We start from the raw sequence: 23,732 nt of genomic DNA on the forward strand, positions 1-23,732 counted from the left end.
CATGGTGCGATCCAGGTTTGGCTTATGGTTGAAAGTGTGCCGCCAAAATCCTGTCAGCAGATTACCATTTCAACCCTGTGATTGGACATCCAGCAGGTAACCGGTGCAACCATTCGCAGGTTCCGGATGACCGATGTGTCGGGAACTGGTACAATTCTGTAACCTTCATGAAAGGACGGGAAGCTATATGCCCCAAACCAGTCGCCTTGCCGCACTTCTGATTGCCACATCTGCGTTGATGCCTTTTGGTGCCAATGCCAGTCAGATTGATGACATCAAAGAATTTTTCTCGACCGCGGACATTGTTGATGGACCTTCGGTCGTGGATTGCACGCTTTCGGGTGGCACAGAGGGGTCCTGTTTCTCGATCACGGTCAAGCCCAGTCCCAAGGATTACACGCCGGGGCCGTGGTGCCCTACGAACATCGCCGATGGTGCGGATAAGGGCGGGATCTGGTTTCTCGACGGACAGGTTCAGGACGTCGATGGCGATTTTATAAGCCGTTTGGCAGAAATTTACGGTGATACCGAATGGCAGCTGTTTGACGCAGAGTCCGGTGACATCCGCTATACCGGGACGCTGGAAGCCTGCGAGGCTGCCGCGCGTCCGGATGTCGATCCCGAATACCAGAATTACTGTGTTCAATGCCTGCCCGAATACCTGCCGGATGACGCCTCGATTACCTATGTCATTCCGATGACGCCTGTCATGCTGGACGAACCTGCCGATACGACACGCCAAGGTTCCGGTCTGGCCTACAACGGCATCAGGCTTGATGGGCCTGCACCGCTTGACGCCATTCTGGCCGCACATACGGTTGCGCCTTTCGACGATTGCGGCGGGCATGTGAACCCCAATGTCGGCTATCACTATCACGCGGTCACGACCTGCTTGGGCGATGCGCCCGCAGCCACGACAGACACCGCAGATTACGGCCCGCAGATCGGTATCGCCATGGATGGCCTGCCGATCATGCAGCATAACGACGATGTCGCGGATAAGCTGGATATGTGCAACGGCATGATGGTCGAGGGGGTCGGTTATCTTTATTTTGCAGGCGCGCCCGGTGATAACGCCATTCTAGGCTGCCATGTCGCCGAAGTCGGCTGCACGCTTGAGGAGGCGAACGGGACTTGCGATGCCTCGGCCCCCATGCGCCACGGTCCTCCTCCGGGTGGGGGTAATGGTCAGCCGGGCGCTCCGCGTAACGACGGATAAAAGGTGCCATGACCTCCCTTCGGCGTTTTGCTTGGCAGAACGCCGAAGGGAATGACGCGGTCATATGGCCGTTAGCTGTATGGTTCGGGGTTAGGATAGGTCCACGCGCCAATGCAGGTCGATATCAGGGCCATTATCCGTCTGATGCCGTTTCCTGGTGAAAAACGGTAAAATTTTAATCCACATAAAAAATCACGGTCAATCTGTAACAGAATGACCGTAGCCGACGAAAGGCCCTGTACACCGTGTCAGGAGCTTTCGATGTTCAGAACAACCGCGCTTACTCTTGCAATTTCGGTCGGCATGGCGGGAACAGTTTTCGCAGGGCCGCAATATCTGGACCGGACGGGCTATGCCGTATCCGGCTATGATGTCGTCTCCTATTTCGACCTGACGCAGGCTGAAATCGGTGGGGAACAGCCAGCACCATTGGCTGGAAAGGCAGAATTTACCGCCGACTATAACGACGCGACTTTCGCATTTGCATCCAAGGAAAACCGCGCCCGCTTTCAGGCTGATCCCGCCGCCTATGTGCCGCAATATGACGGGCATTGTGCCTATGGGGTTGCTGTCGGGTCAAAGGTTCCCGGCAATCCGAACCTGTGGCGGATTATCGATAACAAGCTTTACTTGAATATCACCGAGGATGTGGTTGACACTTGGGAAGAGGATATTCCCGGATATCTGGACACCTCGGAAGAAGAATGGGCCGGTCTTGAAGCGGAAAAAGCGTCACGGGGCCGTATTCCCGGTTTCCAGTCGCAGGCACCGGCCGAAAACTGACCGGCCAGAACAAATGATTGGACATATTGCGTGACCGAAAGCGCCGCTTCGAACAACGAAAATGCGCAGGCCCTTGCTGGTCTGCGCGTTCTGGATCTGTCGCGTATTCTTGCGGGCCCCACCGCGACGCAATTGCTGGCGGACCTCGGGGCCGAGGTGATCAAGATAGAACGCCCCGGCGCGGGCGATGACACAAGGGGCTGGGGCCCGCCATTCGTTTGTGATGCCGAAGGTCAAGAGACGCGTGAAAGTGCCTATTATATGTCGGCAAACCGCGGCAAACATTCTGTCGCGGTCAATATTGCCGATCCGCGCGGGCAGGATGTGATCCGGCAGCTTGCTGCGACCTGCGATATCGTGGTCGAGAATTTCAAGGCCGGCGATCTGGCACGCTATGGTCTTGATTATTCCACGCTGAAAAAGATCAATCCGCGGTTGGTCTATTGTTCGATTTCCGGCTTCGGCCAGACGGGACCGAATGCCGGACGGGCCGGATATGATTTTCTGGTACAGGGCGAAGCCGGTTTGATGAGCCTGACAGGCAATGCCGACGGTCCGCCAATGAAGGCTGGTGTCGGCATCGCGGATTTGCTGTGCGGAATGTATGCAACCGTCGGGATTCTGGCCGCGGTTCAGGCTCGGCACACCTCGGGGGTGGGGCAGTATATTGACATCTCGTTGATGGATGCGCAGATCGCTATGCTGGTCAATCAGGGTGTGGCGCATCTGACCGATGGACAGGTTCCACCGCGGCGTGGCAATGACCATCCGACCATCGTTCCCTATGGCACCTTTCCGACGCTTGACGGCACATTTATTCTGGCGGTCGGCAATGACGGTCAGTTTGAACGCTTTGTGACCCAAGCCGGTGCCCCCGGTCTGGCAACCGACCCGCGCTTTGCCACCAACAGGGCGCGTGTATGCAACCGTGATGTCCTGATCCCTCTAATCTCGGCGTTTACTGCGGGCCTCAGCGCCGAAAATTGGCTATCGGTGTGTAAGGCGCATAATATTCCCGCAGGGCCCGTGAATGATCTGGCGCAGGTATTTGCCAGCGAACAGGTGGCTGCACGCCAGATGAAGATAAGCCTGCCGCATCCCGTGGCGGAAAAAGGCTATGTCGATTTGATAGGCAATCCGCTGAAAATGTCGGACACTCCGGTAAAATATACCAAAGCGCCACCGATGCTGGGGCAGGATACCATCAGGATTCTGGCCGATCAGTTGGGATTAAGTGATGAAACCCTTCGGGATCTGGCCGGCTCCGGCGTGATTGAAGGACATTTTAAAGAATGACGACAACAGGCGCGGATATTATCGGGGCCTCGCTGGCGAAGGCCGGTGCCAGCCATGCGTTCGGCATTCCCGGAGGCGAGGTTCTGGCCCTGATGCAAGGACTGGATCAGGCGGGTCTGACATTTGTTTTGGTCAAGCATGAAAACGGCGGCGGCTTCATGGCCGAAGGGCTGTGGCACACCACCGGCGCATTGCCGGTGCTGGTTGCGACATTGGGGCCGGGTGTCGCGAATGCGGTCAATGTGATTGCCAACGCCATGCAGGATCGCGTGCCGATGATCTTCCTGACCGGTTGCGTCGATGCGGCCGAAGCGGAAACCTATACCCATCAGGTCTTCGATCATCAGGCGATGTTGCGACCGATTGTCAAAGGCAGCTTCCGCTTGGCCGCGGGCGCGGTTGGCGCGGGAATGGCCAAGGCGATTGCGCTGGCAACCTCGGGGCAGCCGGGGCCGGTGCATGTCGATGTGCCGATCGGCGTGGCCGAGGGTGTCATGGATGAAACGCCCGTGGCGCAAGCATTACCAAGCTACGCGGGTCACCCCCCTGCTGCTGCAATGCAAGCAGCGTTGCAGGCGCTTACCCAAGCACGACATCCGATCGCCATTGCGGGGGTTGATGCGGTCAATGAAGGGGCTGGCGATATGGTCAGCAGTTTTTGCCGCATTCATAATATTCCGCTGATGACCACCTATAAGGGCAAGGGCCTGATGGATGAAGGCGATCCGTTATGTCTTGGCGGCACGGGTCTATCCCCGAAAGCAGATGGCATCCTGATGCCGCTAATGGCGCAATCCGACTGTATCCTATTGCTGGGATACGACCCGATCGAGATGCGGATCGGATGGCGTAATCCTTGGCGTGATGATCAAACGGTGATTGAGGTTGCTCCCTGTGCCAGAACCCACGGGATGCATCATGCCGATCATCTGCTGATCGGCAATCTTGTGGAAACACTGCCATCATTATCGCATAACGCACCGACGCGTTGGCCTGACAATGCGCCGGCAATCGCGCGTGATGCATTGAAGGATGCCTTCGGGACCCGCGATCACTGGGGTCCGCATCAGGTGTTCGCAACGCTGCGGGATGCGATGCCCGCCAACACGATCATCACCGCCGACAGCGGCGCGCATCGCATTCTTGTCAGCCAGATGTGGGAATGCCCGACGCCGCGCAGTATGCTGCAATCCTCGGGGTTGTGCACCATGGCATGTGCCGTGCCATTGGCCGCCGGCGCGAAAATGGGCCGTCCCGATGTTCCCGTGCTTGCGTTTGTCGGTGATGCAGGGCTGGAAATGGGCGCGGGTGAACTGGCGTCACTGATGGGGCATAATCTGCCGATTGTCATCTGTGTCTTGGTGGATGACAGCCTGTCGCTGATCGAATTAAAGCAACGCGGCACAAAACGCCCCAATCTTGGCGTTGATTTCGGTGCAGATCAGACCGGCACCGATTTTGCTGTCCTTGCCCGCGCCTTTGGGGGGCATGGTGTAACAGTCACCGATCGCGACGATCTTGCATCCGAAGCTGCCGCGGCCCTGACGCGCGACCGCTTCACGCTGATCGCGGCCCGCATACCCAAACGCGCATATGACGGCGCTTTTTGAATACCACGAACGTCCGTGAAACCACTGGCCGCTATGTAACAAAATGAGTGCAGCGCACGAATAGAAGCCTACCAATTGCCGCATTTCGACGTGGTGATCTGTCCTGATACCCTTTGAAAGGTTTGCACATGCCCATTTCTGATGACCTGAGTGGAGTGCCTACCTCGCTTCCGCCTACACTGATCGGCGATTGGAACGCGGTGATCCATGGTGTCCTGTCCCATTCCGCGAGCACGGGTCCGGCATTGAACAAGGTCTTGGCGGCGGCCCCCGATTTTGCCTTGGGGCAAGCCATTCGCGGATTGTCATGCATGCTGCTGGGCCGGTCGGAAATGGTCGTCGTTGCGCGGCAAGCCCACACCGAGGCACTTACAGGGGCCCCTGGCACCGCGCGTGAAATGGCCTTTGTTCATGCCTTGGGCGACTGGCTGGACGGTCGCCCCTCGGGGGCAACAGGGCGTCTGCAGGTTGTTCTGGACGCGAACCTCCGCGATGCTTTGGTCATGAAACTGCTTCAGGGCATCCATTTCATCATGGGCCGCCCCGGCGAAATGCGTCAATCGATCGAGGATGTCATCGGCGCATGGGATGACCACCCGTGGCGTGGCTATCTGCTGGGGTGCCACGCTTTTACATTAGAGGAAACCGGTGAATATGCCGCCGCCGAACGTGCCGGTCGCGACGGTCTTGTGCTGGCCCCCGATGATGCATGGGGGCTGCACGCCGTGGCGCATGTCTTCGATATGACAGGTCGCGCCCGTGCGGGGCTGGATTTTCTGACCGGTCGCGAACAATCGTGGGCGCATTGCAACAATTTCCGGTATCACGTCTGGTGGCACCGCGCTTTGATGCATCTGGATCTGGGTGAATATGATGCGGCGCTGGCGTTATATGATGCCGATATCCGCAATGATAAGACCGACGATTATCGTGACATCGCCAATGCGGCTTCGCTTTTGTCCCGGCTGGATCTAGATGGCATTGATGTCGGTGACCGATGGGAAGAACTTGCCGTTCTGTCCGAACATCGCGCACAGGACGGCTGTCTTGCCTTTGCGGATCTGCACTACATGCTTGCCCTTTGCGGAGGTGATCGGGATGAGGCTGCGGCCGGTCTGATTGCACGGATGCACCACAGCCAAAGCACATCCGAGGCCGACCAAATTATGGCCCATCCCGGCCTGAAACTGGCACAGGGTTTGCAAGCGTTCGCAAATGGCGAATATTCTAGCGCATGGCAGCATCTGAATGCCGGTCACGCGGATATGCTGTCTATCGGTGGCAGCCACGCGCAGCGCGATGTTTTTGACCGCGTCACCATCGAGGCGGCGCTTCGTGGCGGACATCTGGACGCCGCCGAGGGATTGCTGCGCGGCCGCATGGACCTGCGCGGTGGCAATGAAGACGGCTATGCAGCCGCGCGCCTTTCACTGATACACACAGCCAGAAGGCAGGCCGTCTGATATGACGACAACGACACAGAGGGTGGGTAGAAAACGCGACCCCCGTTTGGATTTTTTTCGCGGCATCGGCATGTTTATCATCCTGATTGCTCATATAAGCCGCAATCCATGGACCTTATGGATACCGGCGCGCTTCGGCTTTTCTGATGCCACCGAGATTTTTGTGTTCTGTTCCGGCATGGCCTCGGCATTGGCATTCGGCGCAATCTTCAGCCGCGCAGGATGGCTGATGGGTGCTTTACGGATCGCCCATCGGGTATGGCAGGTCTATTGGGTGCATATGGGCGTCTTTTTCGTGACGCTGACCCTGATGTTGACCCTGAACGAAACAGGCCTTTTCCCGCGGAACGAGGTCAGCGCATTAAATTTGAATCATTTCCTGAACAATGCAGGTCCGAACCTGATCGGCCTGTTTACCCTGACCTATGTGCCGAACTACTTTGACATCCTGCCGATGTATATCGTCATCCTGATGCTGATTCCGGTGATGATGGCCTTTGCCAAAGTCGATCCACGTCTGGCCATCGGCGCAAGCATCGGTCTGTGGATTGCAGCCACCGCAGGTCTTAGCCTGCCAGCCGAATTGTGGTTCGAAAAGCCGTCGACCCGCGCGTGGTTTTTTAACCCGTTTGCATGGCAGCTGATCTTCTTCGCCGGTTTTGCATTCATGCTGGGTTGGATACCGGCCCCACCAGTCCGGCGCTGGCTGATCTGGCTGGCAATCGCGGTCGTCATCCTGTCTGTCCCCTTTGCATGGTACAAGATCATCAATATGTCAGAGTTTGTGCGGGAATGGCGGGGTGACTGGCGGATACTGATCAGCAAATCCGACTTTGGCATATTCCGCTTTATGCATTTTCTGGCTTTGGCCTATCTGGCCTGGATCGCCGCAGGTCCGGGTGGTTCAAGACTTATCAGGGGGGGATGGCTTGGCCGGATTATCGGGATTGTATCACAGGTCGGTCAGCAATCCTTGGCAGTCTTTGCCGCCTCTATGGTGCTGGCCCGTGTGTTCGGTGCGATTTTCAGCGTTGTCGGCAACGGTCCCTTGGCGGCGCTTTTTGTCAATGTTCTAGGCGCGGCAACGATCATCGGGGTTGCAAAGCTGACGGCGTTTTTCAAGTCACAGCCATGGAAAGCGGCACGTCAGTTCTGACGGGTATTTATAGTACAAAATGGCGCAGACAGATAAGCGATGGCCGGTATTACCGGCCATCGCATTTATGCAGGTCCTTGGGCTTACTTTGGCAGCTTATAAGCGATAATTTCATCGCTTACGCCGGTTTCCATAAAGTGATGGCCACCAGCCGCGATCAGGACATATTGTTCGCCATCCACCTCATATGAAATGGGATTGGCCTGACCACCTGCTGGAAGAACATCGGACCACAGGGTCTCGCCTGTTTTCATGTCGATGGCGCGGAACATGTTATCAGTAGCGGCACCGATAAAGATCAAACCACCCGCCGTTGCAACCGGACCGCCATTGTTCGGCGTGCCGATTTTCAGTGGCAGTTTTGATGGAATGCCGAACGGGCCGTTGCGGCGCGCGGTGCCGATGGGCGTGTCCCACACAGGTTCGCCGGTGTCCAGATCGATGGCCGTAATGCCGCCGTAAGGGGGTTGCGTGCATGGCATGCCGGTCAGTCCCGACCGCCAGCCGGCATTCACCGAAATCGCATAGGGTGCGCCGGCTTGCGGATCACCTGCACCCTCAGCACCGCCTTCAGCCGCGCCTTCCAGTTCGTTGATGGGCTTCCATCCACGTTCATCCGCCTCTTCACGGGGCACAAGATGGTTCAGGTTCGGCACATCGTTATAATTGGCAATCAGCAAGTTACGTTCTAGGTCGATGGCAATCGATCCCCAGTCGCTGCCGCCGTTATAGCCGGGATACTGGATATAGGGTTCGGTCGAAGGCGGCGTCAGATAGCCGTCGTAATTCGCGCGACGGAACTGGATACGGCACCACAGTTGGTCAATCGGGGTGAAACCCCACATCCGCTTTTCAGTCAGCGGCGGTTTACGTAAGGTTGCCCATTCCGATACCGGCTGGCTGTCCGAAATAAAGTCAGGCTCGATATCACCTTTGGGGGCATCGGTGATTTCACCGACGGGGGTGATCGCCTCGCCGGTCACGCGGTTCAGGATATAGATATCACCCTGCTTGGTCGTCAGCAGCAGCGCGGGCTGGCCCTGATAATCCAGCAAGGTCGGCTGCGAGCTGAGGTCATAGTCCCAGACATCATTGCGGACCGTTTGGAAGTGCCACAGTTCTTCGCCGGTCGATGCATCAAGCGCGACAAGCGAGGTAGCATATTCGTTTTCAACATCCGACCGGTTAGAGCCGTAGTAATCGACCGCCGAATTGCCCAATGGCAGATAGACGATACCACGTTCCTCATCCGCGCTGGCCGAAGTCCACATATTCGGCGTGCCGCGCGTATAGGTTTCGCCTTCGGGGGGGCCATTACGCATACGCTCGGGGTCCGCCAGATCCCACGCCCAGGCAAGCTCGCCGGTCTTTGCATCAAAGCCACGGATCACACCGGATGGTGCATTCTCGGCCTGTCCGTCTTTGACCTGCGCGCCCGTGACGATTACCCCGTTCACGACCGTCGGCTGTGCCGAAATGGCGTACCACCCCGGGACCTTTTCACCGATGCCGTCCCAAAGATCGACCGCACCATTGTTGCCGAAATCGGTGCAGGGTTCGCCGGTGGCCAGATCGACGGCGATCAGGCGGGCATCAATTGTGCCTTCGATGATTTTTACCTTACAGACATCGTCCTCTTCCAGATCGGGGTCGGTATAGGCGGCCACACCGCGGCAGGTTGCGCCGTAGGGGATTGCATCATTGCTGACACCGGGGTCATAGCGCCATTTTTCTTCGCCCGTGGCCGGATCAATGGAAATCAATGTATTCATTGGCGAACACATGACCAGATTATCACCAATCTTCAGCGGGGTTGTCTCTGGCGAATACTTACCCTCTGCGCTGCCGGTCGGCATATCACCGGTATGATATACGAAGGCGCGTTCCAGATTGCTGACGTTTTCCGGCGTAATCTGGTCCAACGGCGAAAAGCGTTGTGCACTGCCGTCGCCACCGTAATAAGGCCAATCGGCCCCGACATCGACGGGCATCGCAGGCTGTGACGGGGCAGGCGTGTCCGAGGCGATGTCACTGGCCTCTGGCAACTCTCCGGTCGGTTCCTGCGCTGCGGGCGCAATCTGTTCAGCGTTTTCGGCAGGTGCGTTATAGGGCATCGCCTCTTGGTCGGTTTGCGATGTCTCGGCGGCACTATCCTGAGCGAAGGCTATCGGCGCGGCAAAACTAAGCGCTGCGGCAAGCGCCAGTGCCGATGTCGTGCGAAGATGGGGGCGGGAACTGGATGTCATCGGTTTCTCCTGAGTCGGCAAGGCCGACGCAATCTGAAGAAGAATTCAGTCGGCAGTTGCTTAGTGGCGCAGCTGTCCGGCACGGGTTTGACCAGCACGGGTCAATGCAGGGATACAAAGCAGCACTGCGACAAGGATAACCGTCGGGGACAGCATGCGCGGGACTTGCGCCCACAGATCACTGCCGCTTTCCCACCATGCCCAGACCATCGTCGCAGCCCAGATGGCGGCATAGATCCAGACAGCAAGTATATTGCCACGGTTCAGTAATGCGCCGGTGATCACCAGCCCCAGTCCCGCGATGCCGTAATACCAGCTGCCACCAAGGGCCATCAGCCACACGCCGCCCGAAAACAGAACTGCCCCGAAGAGGATGCAGACCCATGCAAGGATCCGAACGCCCCAACCGACCGGAGCACGTCTTTTAGTGATGCCGTCTGTCGCCATTATACATTCTCGATAAATTGGTTTTGCAATCCAAGGGTCTGACCGGACGCTTGATCCGCACGACCCAATAATCCAACGGAATGTCCAACCGCCGGTTCCGCATAAAGCTAACTTAAGTCAAGTTCAGGATGCAAGTTGGGCAGGAATGCATAGGTGTGCTGATGATAAAAGAAATTTAAACAACAGGTTGTCTTGATAGACTGCATCCAAATGGGGCTTTATTCGAAATTGATGCGCCAAGTTATTTACGAAAAAACAGGCAGATCAGGCGATTGTGAACAGTTCCCGGTACAACCTCAGGCGGCTAAAGGCCCCGATTTTCGGTCTTCAAATCAGAAATCGGAATGCATTGTAGCGGTTAGTTCTGCCCCGACCAATTTTTGGTGGTCGGGGCAGAACGCGGTTTTTAGCTTGCCAGCAATGCGGCGTTGCCACCCGCAGCTGTGGTGTCCACACAAAGATGACGTTCGTGGCACACATGGGCGACATCGGGCATGGCTGTAACCAGCGTCACAATCGCGCCTTTTCTTTTGCTAAGCTGGCGTGCGTATTGGCGGCCCCTTTCTGCATCACCCCACCAGAGGACTGCGGCAAGGTCAGGTATTGTCGTCAATGATGCCTCATCGCCTTCCACCGGTCTGCCGCCCAGGGCGCGAACTGCCTCTGTCTGGGCGCGAAGGTTTGTGGCGTCGGGTCCAAGGCACAGCACCGGACCGCGCGGCATGACGCTTAGTTGGTTCAGTTCTCCGGTGGGGCCGGGCAAAAGGGTGACAGCGTCTGGTTTCGTGAATTGCTGCGGTGCAAAAAAGCGCGGCAGGTATCTCGGACCGCCCGCTTTGGGACCGGTGCCTGACAAACCCTCGCCCCCGAAAGGCTGGCTGCCGACGGTCGCGCCGACCTGATTGCGGTTGACATAGATGTTGCCGACATGGATCGCCTTGGTCACCTGTTCGACCCTGCTGTCGATACGGGTGTGCAGACCGAAGGTCAGGCCGTATCCACGCGCATTGATGTCCTGAACAACCTTATCCAGATCACGCGCCTTATAGGTGGCAACATGAAGCACGGGGCCGAAAATCTCGCGTGGCAGATCATGGATGCCGGACACGCAGATCAGGGACGGCGCGACGAAATGGCCGGTATCGGGCACTGCAAGACGGTGCAGGATATCGGCCTGTCTTTCGTGAAGATAGGCGTTGATCTGGTCGCGGGCATCCTGATCGATAACCGGCCCCACATCGGTGGACAGATCCCAAGGGTCGCCGACACGCAGCAGATCCATCGCGCCTTGGATCATCCGGATGACCTGTGGGGCGACATCCTCTTGCACGTAGAGGCAGCGCAGCGCTGAACACCGTTGTCCCGCCGAACGGAAGCTGGAGGCGATGATATCGCGCACCGCCTGTTCGGGCAGGGCGCTGCTGTCCACGATCATGGCATTCAATCCGCCGGTTTCTGCAACCAATGGCGTGCCGGGCGCCATGTGATCGGCCATGCTGCTGGCGATCATTTGCGCGGTTTCGGTCGAACCGGTGAAGACCACGCCGGAAACACCATCGGATTTCGTCAGCGCCGCGCCGACCGTTTGACCGTCGCCGGGCAGCAATTGCAGCGCCGATGTCGGAACGCCGGCCATATGAAGCAACGATGTTGCATATGCTGCCACCAAGGAGGTCTGTTCGGCTGGCTTGGCCAGCACCGCATTCCCCGCCATCAACGCCGCCGAGATCTGTCCGGTAAAGATGGCCAGCGGGAAATTCCAGGGGCTGATGGCGACAATGGTCCCGCGGGCAGCATCATCGCAACCCTCACCCTGCTGCGCGTAATAGCGCAGAAAATCGACCGCTTCGCGCAACTCTGCAACCGCGTCGTTCAATGTCTTTCCCGCTTCACGCGCCAGAATGCCGAAAAGCGGACCAAATTCGGCTTCGTAAAGATCGGCGGCGCGTCGCAGGACCGCGGCGCGTTCGGATGCGGGCGCATCCCATACTCGGGCATCCGCGACGGCACGGTTCACGGTGGCTGTATCGGCCATCGTGATTTCGGCCAGAACTGTCCCGTCGGCAGGATTCACAACTGGTCGGGTTTCGCCGGTGGCAGGACGCAGGGTCAGTGGATCTGCATCGGCAATCGCACCGTCACGCGCGGCAGCAATGCGGTCCAATACGTCGTGCGCATTCAGATCGAACCCCTGCGAATTGACCCGATCCGCACCATAAATTGCATCCGGTTTGACCAGCGATGCTGGGGGCGTTGCCGTTGCCAAAGCCTCGAAGGGGTCTTGCGCGACCTGCGCCGGTGTGACGTCCTCATCGACGATCTGGTTCACAAAGCTGCTGTTCGCGCCGTTTTCCAGCAAACGCCGCACCAGATAGGCCAACAGGTCATGATGTGCGCCGACGGGGGCATAGATGCGGCAAGCTGTGCTGTGATCGCGCAGGACAATGTCATGCAAACGTTCGCCCATTCCGTGCAGCCGCTGGAATTCATAGTCATGCCCCGATGCCATATCCAGCACGGCGGCGACAGAATGCGCGTTATGCGTGGCAAATTGCGGATAAATCCGGTCGTTCATTCCCAGCAACTTGCGGGCCAGCGCGATATAGCTGACATCGGTGCTCGTCTTGGTGGTGAACAGCGGAAAGCCGTCAAACCCCTCGACCTGTGCATGTTTGATTTCTGTGTCCCAATAGGCACCTTTGACCAAGCGCACCATGATGCGGCGGTCAAGTTCGGTGGCTTGGGCATAAAGCCAGTCGATGGCGGCACCGGCACGCTTGCCGTAGGCTTGGACCACCACGCCGAAACCGTCCCATCCCGACAGCGAAGGATTGGCCAGAACCGCATGAATCACCCGCAACGACAAGGCCAGACGGTCCTGTTCTTCGGCGTCGATGTTCAGGCCCATATTGGCGGCCTTGGCCCGCTGCGCCAGATCCAGCACGACAGGCACCAGTTCATCCATCACGCGGTCGGCTTGCGCCACCTCGTACCGCGGGTGCAGCGCTGACAGCTTGATCGAAATGCCGGGGTTCCGGCGTACCGAACCCTTGTCGCATGCGCCCGCGATGGCCTTGATCGCCTTACGATATTCTTCGGCATAGCGGTCCGCATCGGCCTGCGTCATTGCTGCTTCGCCCAGCATGTCATAGCTGTAGGAATAGCCCTTTTTTTCCTGCGCCTTCGCGCGTGACAAGGCGTCCGAAATTGTCTGCCCCAAAACGAATTGACGGCCCATTTCACGCATGGCGCGGGTCACTGCAGTGCGGATGACCGGTTCTCCGACACGGCGGATCGCGCCACGCAGGGTGCCTGCCAGACCGGGGTGTTCGTCATCCAGCACCTTGCCGGTCAGCATCAATGCCCAAGTCGATGCATTCACCATGCTCGAGGAGGATTCACCCAAATGACGGCCCCAGTCGGATGGCGCAATCTTGTCTTCGATCAACGCATCGATAGTGGCGCGGTCGGGGACGCGCAGCATCGCCTCGGCCAGACACATCAGGGCGACTCCCTCTTGCGTGGACAGACCGTATTCGGCCAGCATCAGTTCCATCATCGTTGGATCGGATTCGGCACGGATGCGGGTGACCAGATCAGCGGCGCTGGCGCTGATGCGTTGGCGGTCTGTCGCATCTAGTGCGGCCATCGCGGTCAATTGGTCCAGCAAAGGGCCTTCCGGCTGGAATTTTGCAGCAGAATCGAATGCGGACAGATCGGTCATGGCAGCCCCCTTGAGTTTTGCGAAGCATACAGGGTTAAGGCTGGACGATGTGTCCAAAGGGGGGCAAAAGGCTAGACATCCTGACCATTTTAAAAGGTAACTCTGGACAATGACCGATCTGCTGGACCCGACCAATCGCCGCATTCTGGCAGAATTGATCGCGGATGCGCGCATTCCTATCACCGAACTGGCGCGCAAGGTCGGTCTGTCGAAAACACCCGTCGCCATCCGCATCCGCCAGCTAGAAGACGCAGGCCTGATTACCGGCTATCGCGCGATCCTGTCACCGCTGAAGCTGGGCCTGACGCATGTCACCTATATCGAGGTGCGCGTCACCGACACCCGCCAGAAAGCGCTAGAGGCCTTCAACACCGCCGTTCGCACCATCCCCGAGGTCGAGGAGTGTTATATGATCGCCGGAGGGTTCGATTACCTGCTAAAGGTCCGGTCACGGGATATGGCGCATTACCGGCAGATCATGGCCGAAAGCATTTCGTCACTGCCCTATGTTCACGGCACTTCCAGCCATGTGGCAATGGAGGCGGTGATCGAACAGGGCGGTGCCAGCCTAGACAAACAAATCTAGGCGGTGCGGGTTCAGCCGCCGCATATCACCACGCCGGAAGGTGACGCCATGGCGATCGAAAAAATCCAGAATCTCGATCGCGACTTTGCGACCATTCTGCACGCGATCCCTGAACAGCGGAGCGGTGAACCAGCCGTCCTCTGACGTCTCGGCCACATCGCGCAGGATCATCACCATTTCGGCTGTGGTGCTGCGGGCAAAGAAATGGTCGTGGGCAATCTGGTCCGTGCGCCCAAGTTTCTGGGTCAGCTTCAGCACGCGGCGAACCTCTTTTTCATCAAGGCCGAAATCCGTTGCAAATTCGCGCACACGCGGGGGACGAAAGCGGATCTCGCCAGTCAAAGAGGGCGCGATACGGTCCCAGAGGCTTTGATCAGCCTCGGTCAGGCGCACCTCGTGTCCGGGCAGGCGGACGAATGAACCGTCAAGGACAATATGCCCTGTTTGCGCCTGGATGTGCAGGAACGCCAGATAGGGCACCTTGGGCAGGCGTGGGGTCAGTGACAATCGAAGGCGTTCACGGCCAAGACCTGACAGGTCGGGATTGTCGTCGTGGAATTGCGTCAGTTCGGCCTGCATCCCGTCGCGCAGTAAAGTGATATGGGCATCCGACAAGACCAGACCGCCGACATCGGTCCCCCGCGCACTGGACAGCGCCAGCCGCGTAGCATCGGATGACAGGCCGCGGTCGTGGGAAAATATTGTCAGATCGACCGGTGAAATTGCCAGCATCGCGGCCAGAGCATGTGCAGGGTCGGCAGGAATTGCGGCTTTGATCAGGGCCAAACGCTGCGGCGTGCGGCGTTTGCGGGCCGGGGGGCGCAGGTCCAGAAACGCACCTCCGCCAATGGTTCTGATGGCCGAAACATCCCGCAGGATAAAGCGATCGCCTATCCCCGCAGCCAGGGGACGGTCCAGCACGATTTGGACGGGACCCGAACTGCCCGGTGCAATGGGATCGCCAAGCGGCACAATCCGCGCACCCAGTTCCGCAGCATGGCTGTGCAGACGGGCGGGAAACCACGTGCCAATCGGCGCAGGTTCGGACGGAAGGACGGTCAGGATGGCATCGATCCGGTCGGTCGGGGCATGCAGGGCTGGGGCCATAACAACGTCGCCGCGATGGATCGCCTCCTTCGTAATCTGGTCACCTGCGATGTTCAAGGCGCAGCGTTGACCCGCCAGACCTTGGTCCGCGGGTTTGCTTTGTGCATGGATGCCGCGCACCCGTGCCGTCAGCCCCGAAGGGCCGACCACCACCTGATCGCCGATGCTGACCTGACCGGCGATGATTGTGCCAGTAACGATCGTGCCTGCGCCCGACATGGTAAAGCTGCGATCGACTGTCATTCGCAGCGGACCGTCGGAGTGGCGGGCCGCAGTGTCAGCCTCGGCCCTGATCAGCGTCGCGCGCAGTTCGTCCAGCCCTTCGCCCGTGATTGTCGAGACCGGGATAATACGGGCGTTGCGCAGATGGGTGTTCTGGATCAAGGCCCGGATATCATCTGTCACCTTGGCACGGCGGGCGGTATCGGCAAGGTCTGCCTTGGTCATGACAACCAGCCCGTGGTCCAGACCTAGCAGGTCCAGAATTGCCAGATGTTCGCGGGTCTGCGGCATCACACCGTCATCTGCCGCGATCACCAGCATTGCCGTGTCGATACCACCGGCCCCCGCCAGCATCGTATGGATCAGACGTTCATGTCCCGGAACATCGACAAACCCCGTGATGCTGCCGCCGCCAAGATCGGCATAGGCAAACCCCAGATCGATGGTGATGCCGCGCGCCTTTTCTTCGGCCAGACGGTCGGCATCGGTGCCGGTCAGCGCCTTGACCAAAGCTGTCTTACCGTGGTCGATATGCCCCGCAGTGCCGATGATCATAGGTCTGACAGCGCCTGTATCAGTGCATCATCATCGGTCAGGCAGCGCAGGTCCAGAACCAAGGCACCATCATGAATATGCCCGATGACCGGTCGGGGCAGGGCGCGTAACAGCGCGGACAAGCGCTGTGGTGCGGTGCCGCCCTGTCCTGTCAGTCGCAGTCCCGCCGAAGGAATGGTGTCAGTCGGCAAAGCCCCCGAGCCGATCTGGCTGGCACATTCGGTAACCGCCGCCTCGAACCCGTGGGGTGCCAGACGTGCGGCGACCAGCGGTGCCAGACGCGCGGCCTGTGCCGCAATCTGGTCTTGGGGTCGCGACAGCATGCGAAGAACCGGCAGACGGTCCGTCAGGCGGTCCGGATCAAGATAAAGCCGCAGAGTGGCTTGCAGCGCCGCGATCCGGATCTTGTCCAGACGCAGGGCGCGTTTCAGCGGGTTCTTGTTGATCCGTGCAATCAGATCACGCCGCCCGACGATGAAGCCTGCTTGCGGGCCGCCCAAAAGCTTGTCGCCGGAAAATGTGACCAGATCGGCGCCTTCGGCCACGGCCTCGGCCACGGTGGGTTCGCGGCGCAAGCCCCATTGCGACAGATCAACCAGTGATCCCGCGCCCAGATCGTTCATCATCACGACATTCGCATCGCGGGCGATCCGCGATAGGTCATGTCCCCCGACTTCGGACGTGAAACCTTCGATCCGGTAGTTCGAGGTATGCACCTTAAGGATCAGCGCCGTTTCGGGGGTGACTGCATTGATGTAATCATGGGGATGCGTGCGGTTGGTGGTGCCCACCTCGACCAGTTGCGTGCCTGCACGGGCCATGATGTCGGGCATCCGGAATGCACCGCCGATTTCGATCAGTTCACCGCGTGATACGATGGATTCGCGTCCTTGCCCAAGCGTGTTCAGGGCAATCAGCACCGCCGCGGCATTGTTGTTTACGATGGTGGCATCTTCCGCACCGGTCAGTTCGCACAGGATGTCGCGCAAATGATCATCGCGCTTGCCACGCCCACCCGTTTCCAGATCATATTCTAGCGCCAGCGGGGCAGCCATCGCGTCATTGGCAGCGGCTATCGCCTCGGCCGAGAGGATGGCGCGACCCAGATTGGTGTGCAACACGGTGCCTGTCAGGTTCAGCATCGGACGCAAAGCGGTTTGCGCTGCGGCTGCAAGATCGGCACCGATCAGATGCGGCAGCCGCGCCGCCTCGACCGTGCCATCCGCGCCATTCCGGATCGCACTCCGCGCCGCATCCAGCGCAACCCGCGCTGCTTTGGTCACAAGACTGCGGCCATATTCGTCGATCAGGCGATGCAGCTGTTGCGTCTGCAACAGCTGATCGACCGAAGGAAGGGCGCGGAAACCGTTCATTAATAACCGACCAGATATGGATTGAAACCACCGCGTTTTTTATCGGTTTCTTTCATCATCAGGTCCAGTCCAAGACTGGCCACATCATCCGCAACCGGTTCAAGGCTGTGGTTCTTGTTCTGGTAGAGGACTTTGACCCAGCTGTCACAGTCGGAACACACCTCGGCGCGGACGGTCGCTTCGATGGTTTCGACGCTGCGATAGCTGATGGCTTTGGTGGACCCGCAGCACAGGCAGGTCAGGCGAACCTCGTTCCATTGTGTCGTGCAGCACGAACAGGATGCGTATCGTGCACCGTCCAGATTGCCGATGCCCACCACGCTGGAGGTCGCAGGCCGGCCCCCGCAAGACGGGCAAACGCCCGTGCGGATCGGCACCAGCTTGTCGGCGGGCAGCGTTGCCGCAAGGCGCGACAGATGCAACTGAATGGCAGCCGCGACGAACAGATGTGCCGCCGCGCTGTCGTCGGGAATGCGGTCGGCTAACACATTTTCCAACAGCCAATGACGGTCGGCCAAAGTTGCCGCTTTGACTGCTTGCAGAGCAATGCGCGCAGGTTCCGGCATCTCGATATCGGCTGCCAGATCAAGCAGACGGTCCAATGTGGCGTAAAGCGCTGCATCGGTTGCCAGATCGGCGCGATCAATCGGGGGCATGCGGCTGGCACGAGCCAGTTCTATCCGGTCGGCGGGCAAGGGGTCGGCCGCTGGCATTTCAGTGGCCAGTCGCGCTTGCACCGCAGTCAGTGCGCCAAGAAAACGCAAATAAGGGGCGATATTACCACCGTGTTCGGCCAGAAAATCGAACCGTTCGGCCCGGGTTGCGAACAGTTTCGCGGGGTCCGGCAAAAAGGTCAGCGGCGCCTTGGGGACGCCGCCGATGGCCGATGGATCGGGTTGGATCTGAGTGTTCATTGTCTTCTCCGGGCCGACCGGCCACAGGGGGTCGGCGATGAAGCCTCGGCAGATTACTCTGCCGGGCCTTTTGTGTCGCGGCTGGCGATTTCGCGCAACCATTTCCGATGGTGACGCCATGCCCAGCCACCTGTGACGGTGCCACGGGTCATCGCGCGCAGCGTGCCACGGGTCCAAACTGCCGCATAGACATGCAGGATGAAGACCAGCAGGATCGCCACGGCTGCCAAGGCGTGAACTAGAACGGCCACACGACGCAGCGGGATGCTGACCAAATATCCGAAGAACTGCTGCCAGATCATCACGCCGGTGACGATCAGCACAAGGATCAGACCGGTCATCGCCCAAAAGACGAATTTCTGACCGGCGTTGTATTTGCCAAGTTCGGGCAGTTTGTCTTCATTGCCTTTTACCACGTCGCCGATGCGGGTGGTCCAAGTCACATCCTCGGGCTTGGGCATGTTCAGACGCCATAGCTGCACGAACATCAGCAGGAAGCTGAAGAACAGCACCACACCGACAATCGGATGCAGCCAACGCGTGATCTGCCCGCCACCGAACAGGTTCGTCAGGAAGTACAGCGAGGGGTGGAACAACGCCAGACCGGACACGGCCAGCACGATCAATGTGGCGGCGGTGACCCAGTGGTTGGCGCGGGTAAAGCCCCGGTAACGGCTGACCGTTACTGGCGCCTTGCCGTCGATGTGATCCCCGCGTTCCGAATAATAGGGACGTGGCGCCATCAGATATGCCCTCCGTTTTCGGGATCGCGACGTTCGACCACCAGTGTTTCGGCGGCCTGATCGTCATGATCGTCGGGACGGTTGCCGCGGCTGAACAGCCCGTGCAGCGTCGCGCCAAGGGCTGCAAGCCCCACAACAGCCAGACCGGCGGTCTTGGTGACACCCTTCCAGCCTTCCACCAGAGGAGAGATCCGCGGGTTTTCCGGAAGGTTGTTATAGATGCCCGGCTTGTCGGCATGGTGCAGCACATACATGACATGCGTGCCACCGACGCCCGCAGGATCGTAAAGACCGGCGTTGTCATAGCCGCGCGATTTCAGATCCTCGATCCGGGTTTCGGCATGGGCCTTCATGTCTTCTTTGGTACCAAAGACGATAGCCTGCGTCGGACATGCCTTGGCACAGGCCGGTCCCTGACCCACGGCCACCCGGTCGGAACACAAGGTACACTTATAGCTTTTGTGATCGACCTGACTGATCCGCGGAATGTTGAACGGGCAGCCGGTGACGCAATAACCGCAGCCGATGCAGTTATCGTGGATGAAATCGACGATTCCGTTGGAATATTGCACGATTGCGCCGGGGGCCGGGCATGCCTTGAGGCAGCCCGGGTCTTCGCAATGCATGCAGCCGTCCTTGCGGATCAGCCATTCCAGATCGTCGGTTTCAGGGTTTTCCCATTCGCTGAAGCGCATCAGGGTGAACATGTTCGGGGTCAGATCGTGGGGGTTTTCATAGACCCCCACGTTCTCCTCGATCTCCGGCTTGGTATCGTTCCACTCGATACAGGCGGATTGGCAGGCCTTGCAGCCGATGCATTTGGACACATCGATCAGCTTGGCCAGCTTTTCCAGCTGACGGGTGGGCTGAGGCACGTCTTTGGTCGCCGAAATCCGGACGATGTCGGACGTATCGAAATACGCCTTCATAGGTTGGACAGGCGGGTTCGAGACCGCAGTGGTCGGGCCAGTTGCTGTATCCTTCATGCGACAGGCTCCTCTGCTGCGGGTTCGATGTTGACAAGGAACGCCTTGAATTCGGGCGTATCCGTGTTGGCGTCACCGACGAATGGCGTCAGGCTGTTCGGCCCGAAACCTTTCTTTGCGGCCCCCATAAAGCCCCAATGCAGCGGGATGCCCACCACATGGACGGGTTTGCCGTCGCAGATCAGCGGACGCAGGCGCTTGGTTACCACGGCTTTCGCCCAGACTTCGCCACGCTTGCCCCAGACACGAACACGACCGCCTTTCTTGATGCCACGTTCGGCTGCCAGTTCCTCGCTGATTTCCACAAAGAATTCAGGCTGCAGCGCGGCGTTCACCACGTTGTGCTTGGTCCAGTAGTGGAAATGCTCGGTCAGGCGGTACGAGGTCGCCACAAAGGGAAACTCGTCGCTGGTGCCAAGGCGGGCGGCGTCGCTTTCAAAAATCCGCGCGACAGGATTGCCACGCATCTTCTTGTTAAAGACGTTTTGCATCGGGCTTTCGAACGGCTCCATATGCGTCGGGAAAGGCCCGTCGCGCATCATGCCCCGGGTGAACAGGCGCGAGACGCCTTCTTGGTTCATAATAAAGGGGCCGACCTCGGAGGGTTTCGCGGTGGGTGAAATGTCGGGCACGTCGTAGCCTTCCCATTTCTCACCGGTCCACTCGATCAGCTTGCGCGTGGGGTCCCACGGCTTGCCGTTCATGTCCGCCGAAGCGCGGTTGTACAGGATCCGCCGGTTGGCGGGCCATGCAAAGGACCATTTCAGGAACATGCCGGTATCGTCGGGATCGGAATTGTCCCGCCGCGCCATCATGTTGCCATCTTCGGTCCAGCTGCCCGAAAAGATCCAGCAGCCCGCCATGGTCGACCCGTCGTCACGCAGCTGGCCAAAGCCCGAAAGCTGATTGCCAGCCTGTGCCACCACCTTTGCGTCATCGGCGGGGTCGTAAACGTCGTTCAATGCGCGACCGTTCATTTCCCGTGCCAGTTCCGCTGGTGTCGGTTCGTCGGGGTCTTCATAGTTCCATGTCAGGTTCAGGATTGCGTCAGGGAATGCACCGCCTTCTTCCTGATACAGCTTGCGAACCCGCTGGAAGATCTGCGCCATGATCCATGTGTCATGCTTGGCCTGACCCGGAGGGGTCGCACCAGCCCAGTGCCATTGGATCCAGCGACCTGAATTGACCAGCGCGCCTTCGTCTTCGGCAAAGCAGGTCGTGGGTAGCTGATAGACGTTGGTCTGAATGGATGCGGTATCCACGTCGTTATGGATGCCGTGGTTCTGCCAGAAGTTGGCAGTTTCCGTTTCAAGCGGGTCCATAACCACCAGCGTCTTCAACTGGGACAATGCGGTCGTGATCTTTCCCCGATGGGGGAAGGACAGCATCGGGTTGAAGCCCTGACAGAAATAGGTGTTCACCCGTCCCTGATCCATAAGCTCGAACATGCGCAGGATATCATATGACGGAACGTCCAGCTTGGGCAGATAGTCATAGGCCCAATCGTTTTCCGCCGTCGCGGCATCGCCCCACATCGCCTTCATGAAGCTGACCATGAACTTGGAATAGTTCTGCCAATAGCTGGTCTGGTTCGGCTGCAGTGGTTTGAAGTCCCGCGTGGACATATAGGTCTGCCAGTCGGGTTCCTTTTCCGTTGGGATGTTCAGATATCCCGGGATCAGGTTCGACATCAGGCCCAGATCGGTCAGGCCCTGGATGTTGGAATGCCCGCGAAGCGCGTTCATGCCGCCACCACGGACACCGATATTGCCCAAGATCAGCTGAAGCATCGCCATGCCACGGATGTTCTGGGCACCCTTCGAGTGCTGGGTCCAGCCAAGCGCATACATGGACGTCATCGTCCGGTCGACCGCGCTGCATTCACCGATCATCTGGCAGATGGTCAGGAACTTGTCACGGGGTGTGCCGGTGATGTTTTCAACGAATTCCGGCGTATAGACATCGACGTGCTTTTTCAGCAGCTGCCACACGCAACGCGGGTTTTCCAACGTCGGATCTGTCAGCGCATAGCCGTCATCACCGATCTGGTAATCCCAGCTGGATTTGTCGAAATCACGCTTTTCTTCATCGTAACCGGTGAAAAGACCGTCATTCCAACCAAAATCGTCCCGCACAAGGAAGGCCGCATTGGTGAAGTTCTTGACGTATTCCCACTGGACCTTGTCGTTTTCCATGCACCAGCGGATCGCGCCCATCAGGAACGCAATATCACTGCCCGGACGGATCGGGGCATAATAATCCGCAACCGACGCGGTGCGGGTATAGCGCGGGTCGACCACGATCAGCTTGGCACCACGATGTGCCTTCGCCTCGGTCACCCATTTGAAGCCGCACGGATGCGCTTCGGCGGCATTGCCGCCCATCACGACCACAAGGTCGGTATTCTTAATGTCGGTCCACGCGTTGGTCATCGCGCCACGGCCAAATGTTGGGCCCAAACTGGACACCGTAGGGCCGTGTCAGACGCGCGCCTGATTATCGAAGCCGACTATTCCCATGGACCGGACTGTTTTATAGGTCAGCCATGCAGTTTCATTGGTGGTGGCAGAGGCTGCCAGAAAACCTGCGGTCGTCCAGCGGTTGACGGTGACGCCATCCTCGTTCTGGGCGATAAAGTTTTCGTCGCGGTCGTCCTTGATTGCGCGGGCAATATCATCCAGCGCCTCTTCCCAGGACACTTCCTCGAACTGGTCCGAACCGGCGCGACGGACGCGGGGCTGGGTCAGGCGGGTGGGGGCGTGGACGAAATCTTTCAGCGCGGCGCCCTTGGGGCACAGCGTTCCGCGGTTCGTCGGGTGATCGACGTCGCCTTCGATATGCAAAAGTTCGGCTTTTTCGCCGACCTTCACATCACCCTTGGAATACATGATGATCCCGCAGGCAACCGAGCAGTAGGGGCAAGTGTTGCGTGTTTCCGTTGTCGTGGCCAGCTTGAACGCGCGCACATGCGCGGCCTCTGCTGCCTCGGCCTCGCCGAAGCCCATGGCTCCGAGCGACGTTGCCGCAACCCCCGCACCCGCTAGCCGTAAAAAGCCGCGGCGCGAAAGGTCAATATTCATGGGACCCTCCATCTGCCTGTCGTAATTGATAGGTACGTTCATATTGTCCGCCCCGCAGACGGCCAAGTCAAGGGGAGGCGACGCGCGTATGACCTATGTTTAGCCGGTCTTCACAATCGCTTGCGCGCAGGCGCCTGCCCTTGCTAAGAGGCAGGGGACAAGCCGATGCGCCGGGTGCGTTCGGGCCCGTGGGCTTCGCCGGTTGGTGGTGGCTTGACGACG

The 23,732-nt window shown here is 58.9% G+C and carries 16 protein-coding genes; 7 read left to right on the forward strand and 9 right to left on the reverse strand.

What is annotated here, in order from left to right; translation table 11 throughout:
• The first annotated feature begins 187 nt into the window (after nt 1-187).
• From DWB67_RS10980 to DWB67_RS11005, 6 genes are all read left to right on the forward strand, one after another.
• Nucleotides 188-1,219, forward strand: a complete 1,032-nt coding sequence (locus DWB67_RS10980; protein WP_182911559.1) for a YHYH protein — start codon at nt 188-190, stop codon at nt 1,217-1,219.
• A gap of 261 nt (nt 1,220-1,480) precedes the next feature.
• Nucleotides 1,481-2,002, forward strand: coding sequence for a YHS domain-containing (seleno)protein (locus tag DWB67_RS10985; protein WP_119807588.1), 522 nt, complete (start codon nt 1,481-1,483; stop codon nt 2,000-2,002).
• Nucleotides 2,003-2,032: 30 nt separating this feature from the next.
• Entirely contained in the window at nt 2,033-3,298 is a 1,266-nt protein-coding gene (locus DWB67_RS10990; protein ID WP_119807589.1) for a CaiB/BaiF CoA-transferase family protein, read from the forward strand.
• Nucleotides 3,295-4,908 (forward strand): thiamine pyrophosphate-binding protein, encoded by a 1,614-nt coding sequence (locus DWB67_RS10995; protein WP_119807590.1) that lies wholly within the window; start codon nt 3,295-3,297, stop codon nt 4,906-4,908. The genes DWB67_RS10990 and DWB67_RS10995 overlap by 4 nt, the downstream gene beginning before the upstream one ends.
• A 134-nt stretch (nt 4,909-5,042) precedes the next feature.
• Nucleotides 5,043-6,371: a tetratricopeptide repeat protein gene (locus tag DWB67_RS11000; RefSeq protein WP_370453586.1), complete on the forward strand. Its 1,329-nt coding sequence runs from the start codon at nt 5,043-5,045 to the stop codon at nt 6,369-6,371.
• Between the two features lies 1 nt (nt 6,372).
• Complete coding sequence (locus tag DWB67_RS11005; protein ID WP_119807592.1) at nt 6,373-7,527, forward strand: OpgC family protein; 1,155 nt, start codon at nt 6,373-6,375, stop codon at nt 7,525-7,527.
• An 83-nt stretch (nt 7,528-7,610) separates the two neighbouring features.
• Here the strand turns inward: DWB67_RS11005 and DWB67_RS11010 are convergent, their stop codons facing one another.
• The 3 genes from DWB67_RS11010 to putA form a co-directional block, all read right to left on the reverse strand.
• Nucleotides 7,611-9,773, reverse strand: a complete 2,163-nt coding sequence (locus DWB67_RS11010) for a pyrroloquinoline quinone-dependent dehydrogenase (protein WP_119807593.1) — start codon at nt 9,771-9,773, stop codon at nt 7,611-7,613.
• 60 nt (nt 9,774-9,833) lie between these two features.
• Nucleotides 9,834-10,220, reverse strand: a complete 387-nt coding sequence (locus DWB67_RS11015; protein ID WP_119807594.1) for a glucose dehydrogenase — start codon at nt 10,218-10,220, stop codon at nt 9,834-9,836.
• 406 nt (nt 10,221-10,626) lie between these two features.
• Nucleotides 10,627-13,944, reverse strand: coding sequence for a bifunctional proline dehydrogenase/L-glutamate gamma-semialdehyde dehydrogenase PutA (putA, locus tag DWB67_RS11020; protein ID WP_119807595.1), 3,318 nt, complete (start codon nt 13,942-13,944; stop codon nt 10,627-10,629).
• A gap of 109 nt (nt 13,945-14,053) precedes the next feature.
• Between putA and DWB67_RS11025 the strand changes: the two genes are divergently transcribed.
• Entirely contained in the window at nt 14,054-14,530 is a 477-nt protein-coding gene (locus tag DWB67_RS11025) for an Lrp/AsnC family transcriptional regulator (RefSeq protein ID WP_119807596.1), read from the forward strand.
• Here DWB67_RS11025 and selB read toward each other — a convergent pair.
• Genes selB through fdnG form a run of 6 tightly spaced genes read right to left on the reverse strand, consistent with a single transcriptional unit; the run spans nt 14,513 to nt 23,510 of the window.
• Nucleotides 14,513-16,414 carry a selenocysteine-specific translation elongation factor gene (gene selB / locus DWB67_RS11030; protein ID WP_119807597.1) on the reverse strand — a complete coding sequence of 634 codons (1,902 nt, stop codon included), beginning with the start codon at nt 16,412-16,414 and terminating at the stop codon, nt 14,513-14,515. The two genes, DWB67_RS11025 and selB, sit on opposite strands and share 18 nt — an antisense overlap.
• Nucleotides 16,411-17,787 (reverse strand): L-seryl-tRNA(Sec) selenium transferase, encoded by a 1,377-nt coding sequence (selA, locus tag DWB67_RS11035; RefSeq protein ID WP_119807598.1) that lies wholly within the window; start codon nt 17,785-17,787, stop codon nt 16,411-16,413. The genes selB and selA overlap by 4 nt, the downstream gene beginning before the upstream one ends.
• A complete protein-coding gene (fdhE, locus tag DWB67_RS11040; protein ID WP_119807599.1) occupies nt 17,787-18,701 on the reverse strand; it encodes a formate dehydrogenase accessory protein FdhE in 915 nt (304 codons plus the stop codon). The genes selA and fdhE overlap by 1 nt, the downstream gene beginning before the upstream one ends.
• A gap of 53 nt (nt 18,702-18,754) precedes the next feature.
• Complete coding sequence (locus DWB67_RS11045; protein ID WP_119807600.1) at nt 18,755-19,444, reverse strand: formate dehydrogenase subunit gamma; 690 nt, start codon at nt 19,442-19,444, stop codon at nt 18,755-18,757.
• Entirely contained in the window at nt 19,444-20,430 is a 987-nt protein-coding gene (fdxH, locus tag DWB67_RS11050) for a formate dehydrogenase subunit beta (RefSeq protein WP_119807601.1), read from the reverse strand. Before fdxH ends, DWB67_RS11045 begins: the two co-directional genes overlap by 1 nt.
• Entirely contained in the window at nt 20,427-23,510 is a 3,084-nt protein-coding gene (gene fdnG, locus DWB67_RS11055) for a formate dehydrogenase-N subunit alpha (protein ID WP_182911560.1), read from the reverse strand. The genes fdxH and fdnG overlap by 4 nt, the downstream gene beginning before the upstream one ends.
• Between the last annotated feature and the right edge of the window lie 222 nt (nt 23,511-23,732).

Origin of the sequence: Paracoccus sp. JM45 (genome assembly GCF_003590715.1) — a bacterium.
Taxonomy (GTDB): domain Bacteria; phylum Pseudomonadota; class Alphaproteobacteria; order Rhodobacterales; family Rhodobacteraceae; genus Paracoccus.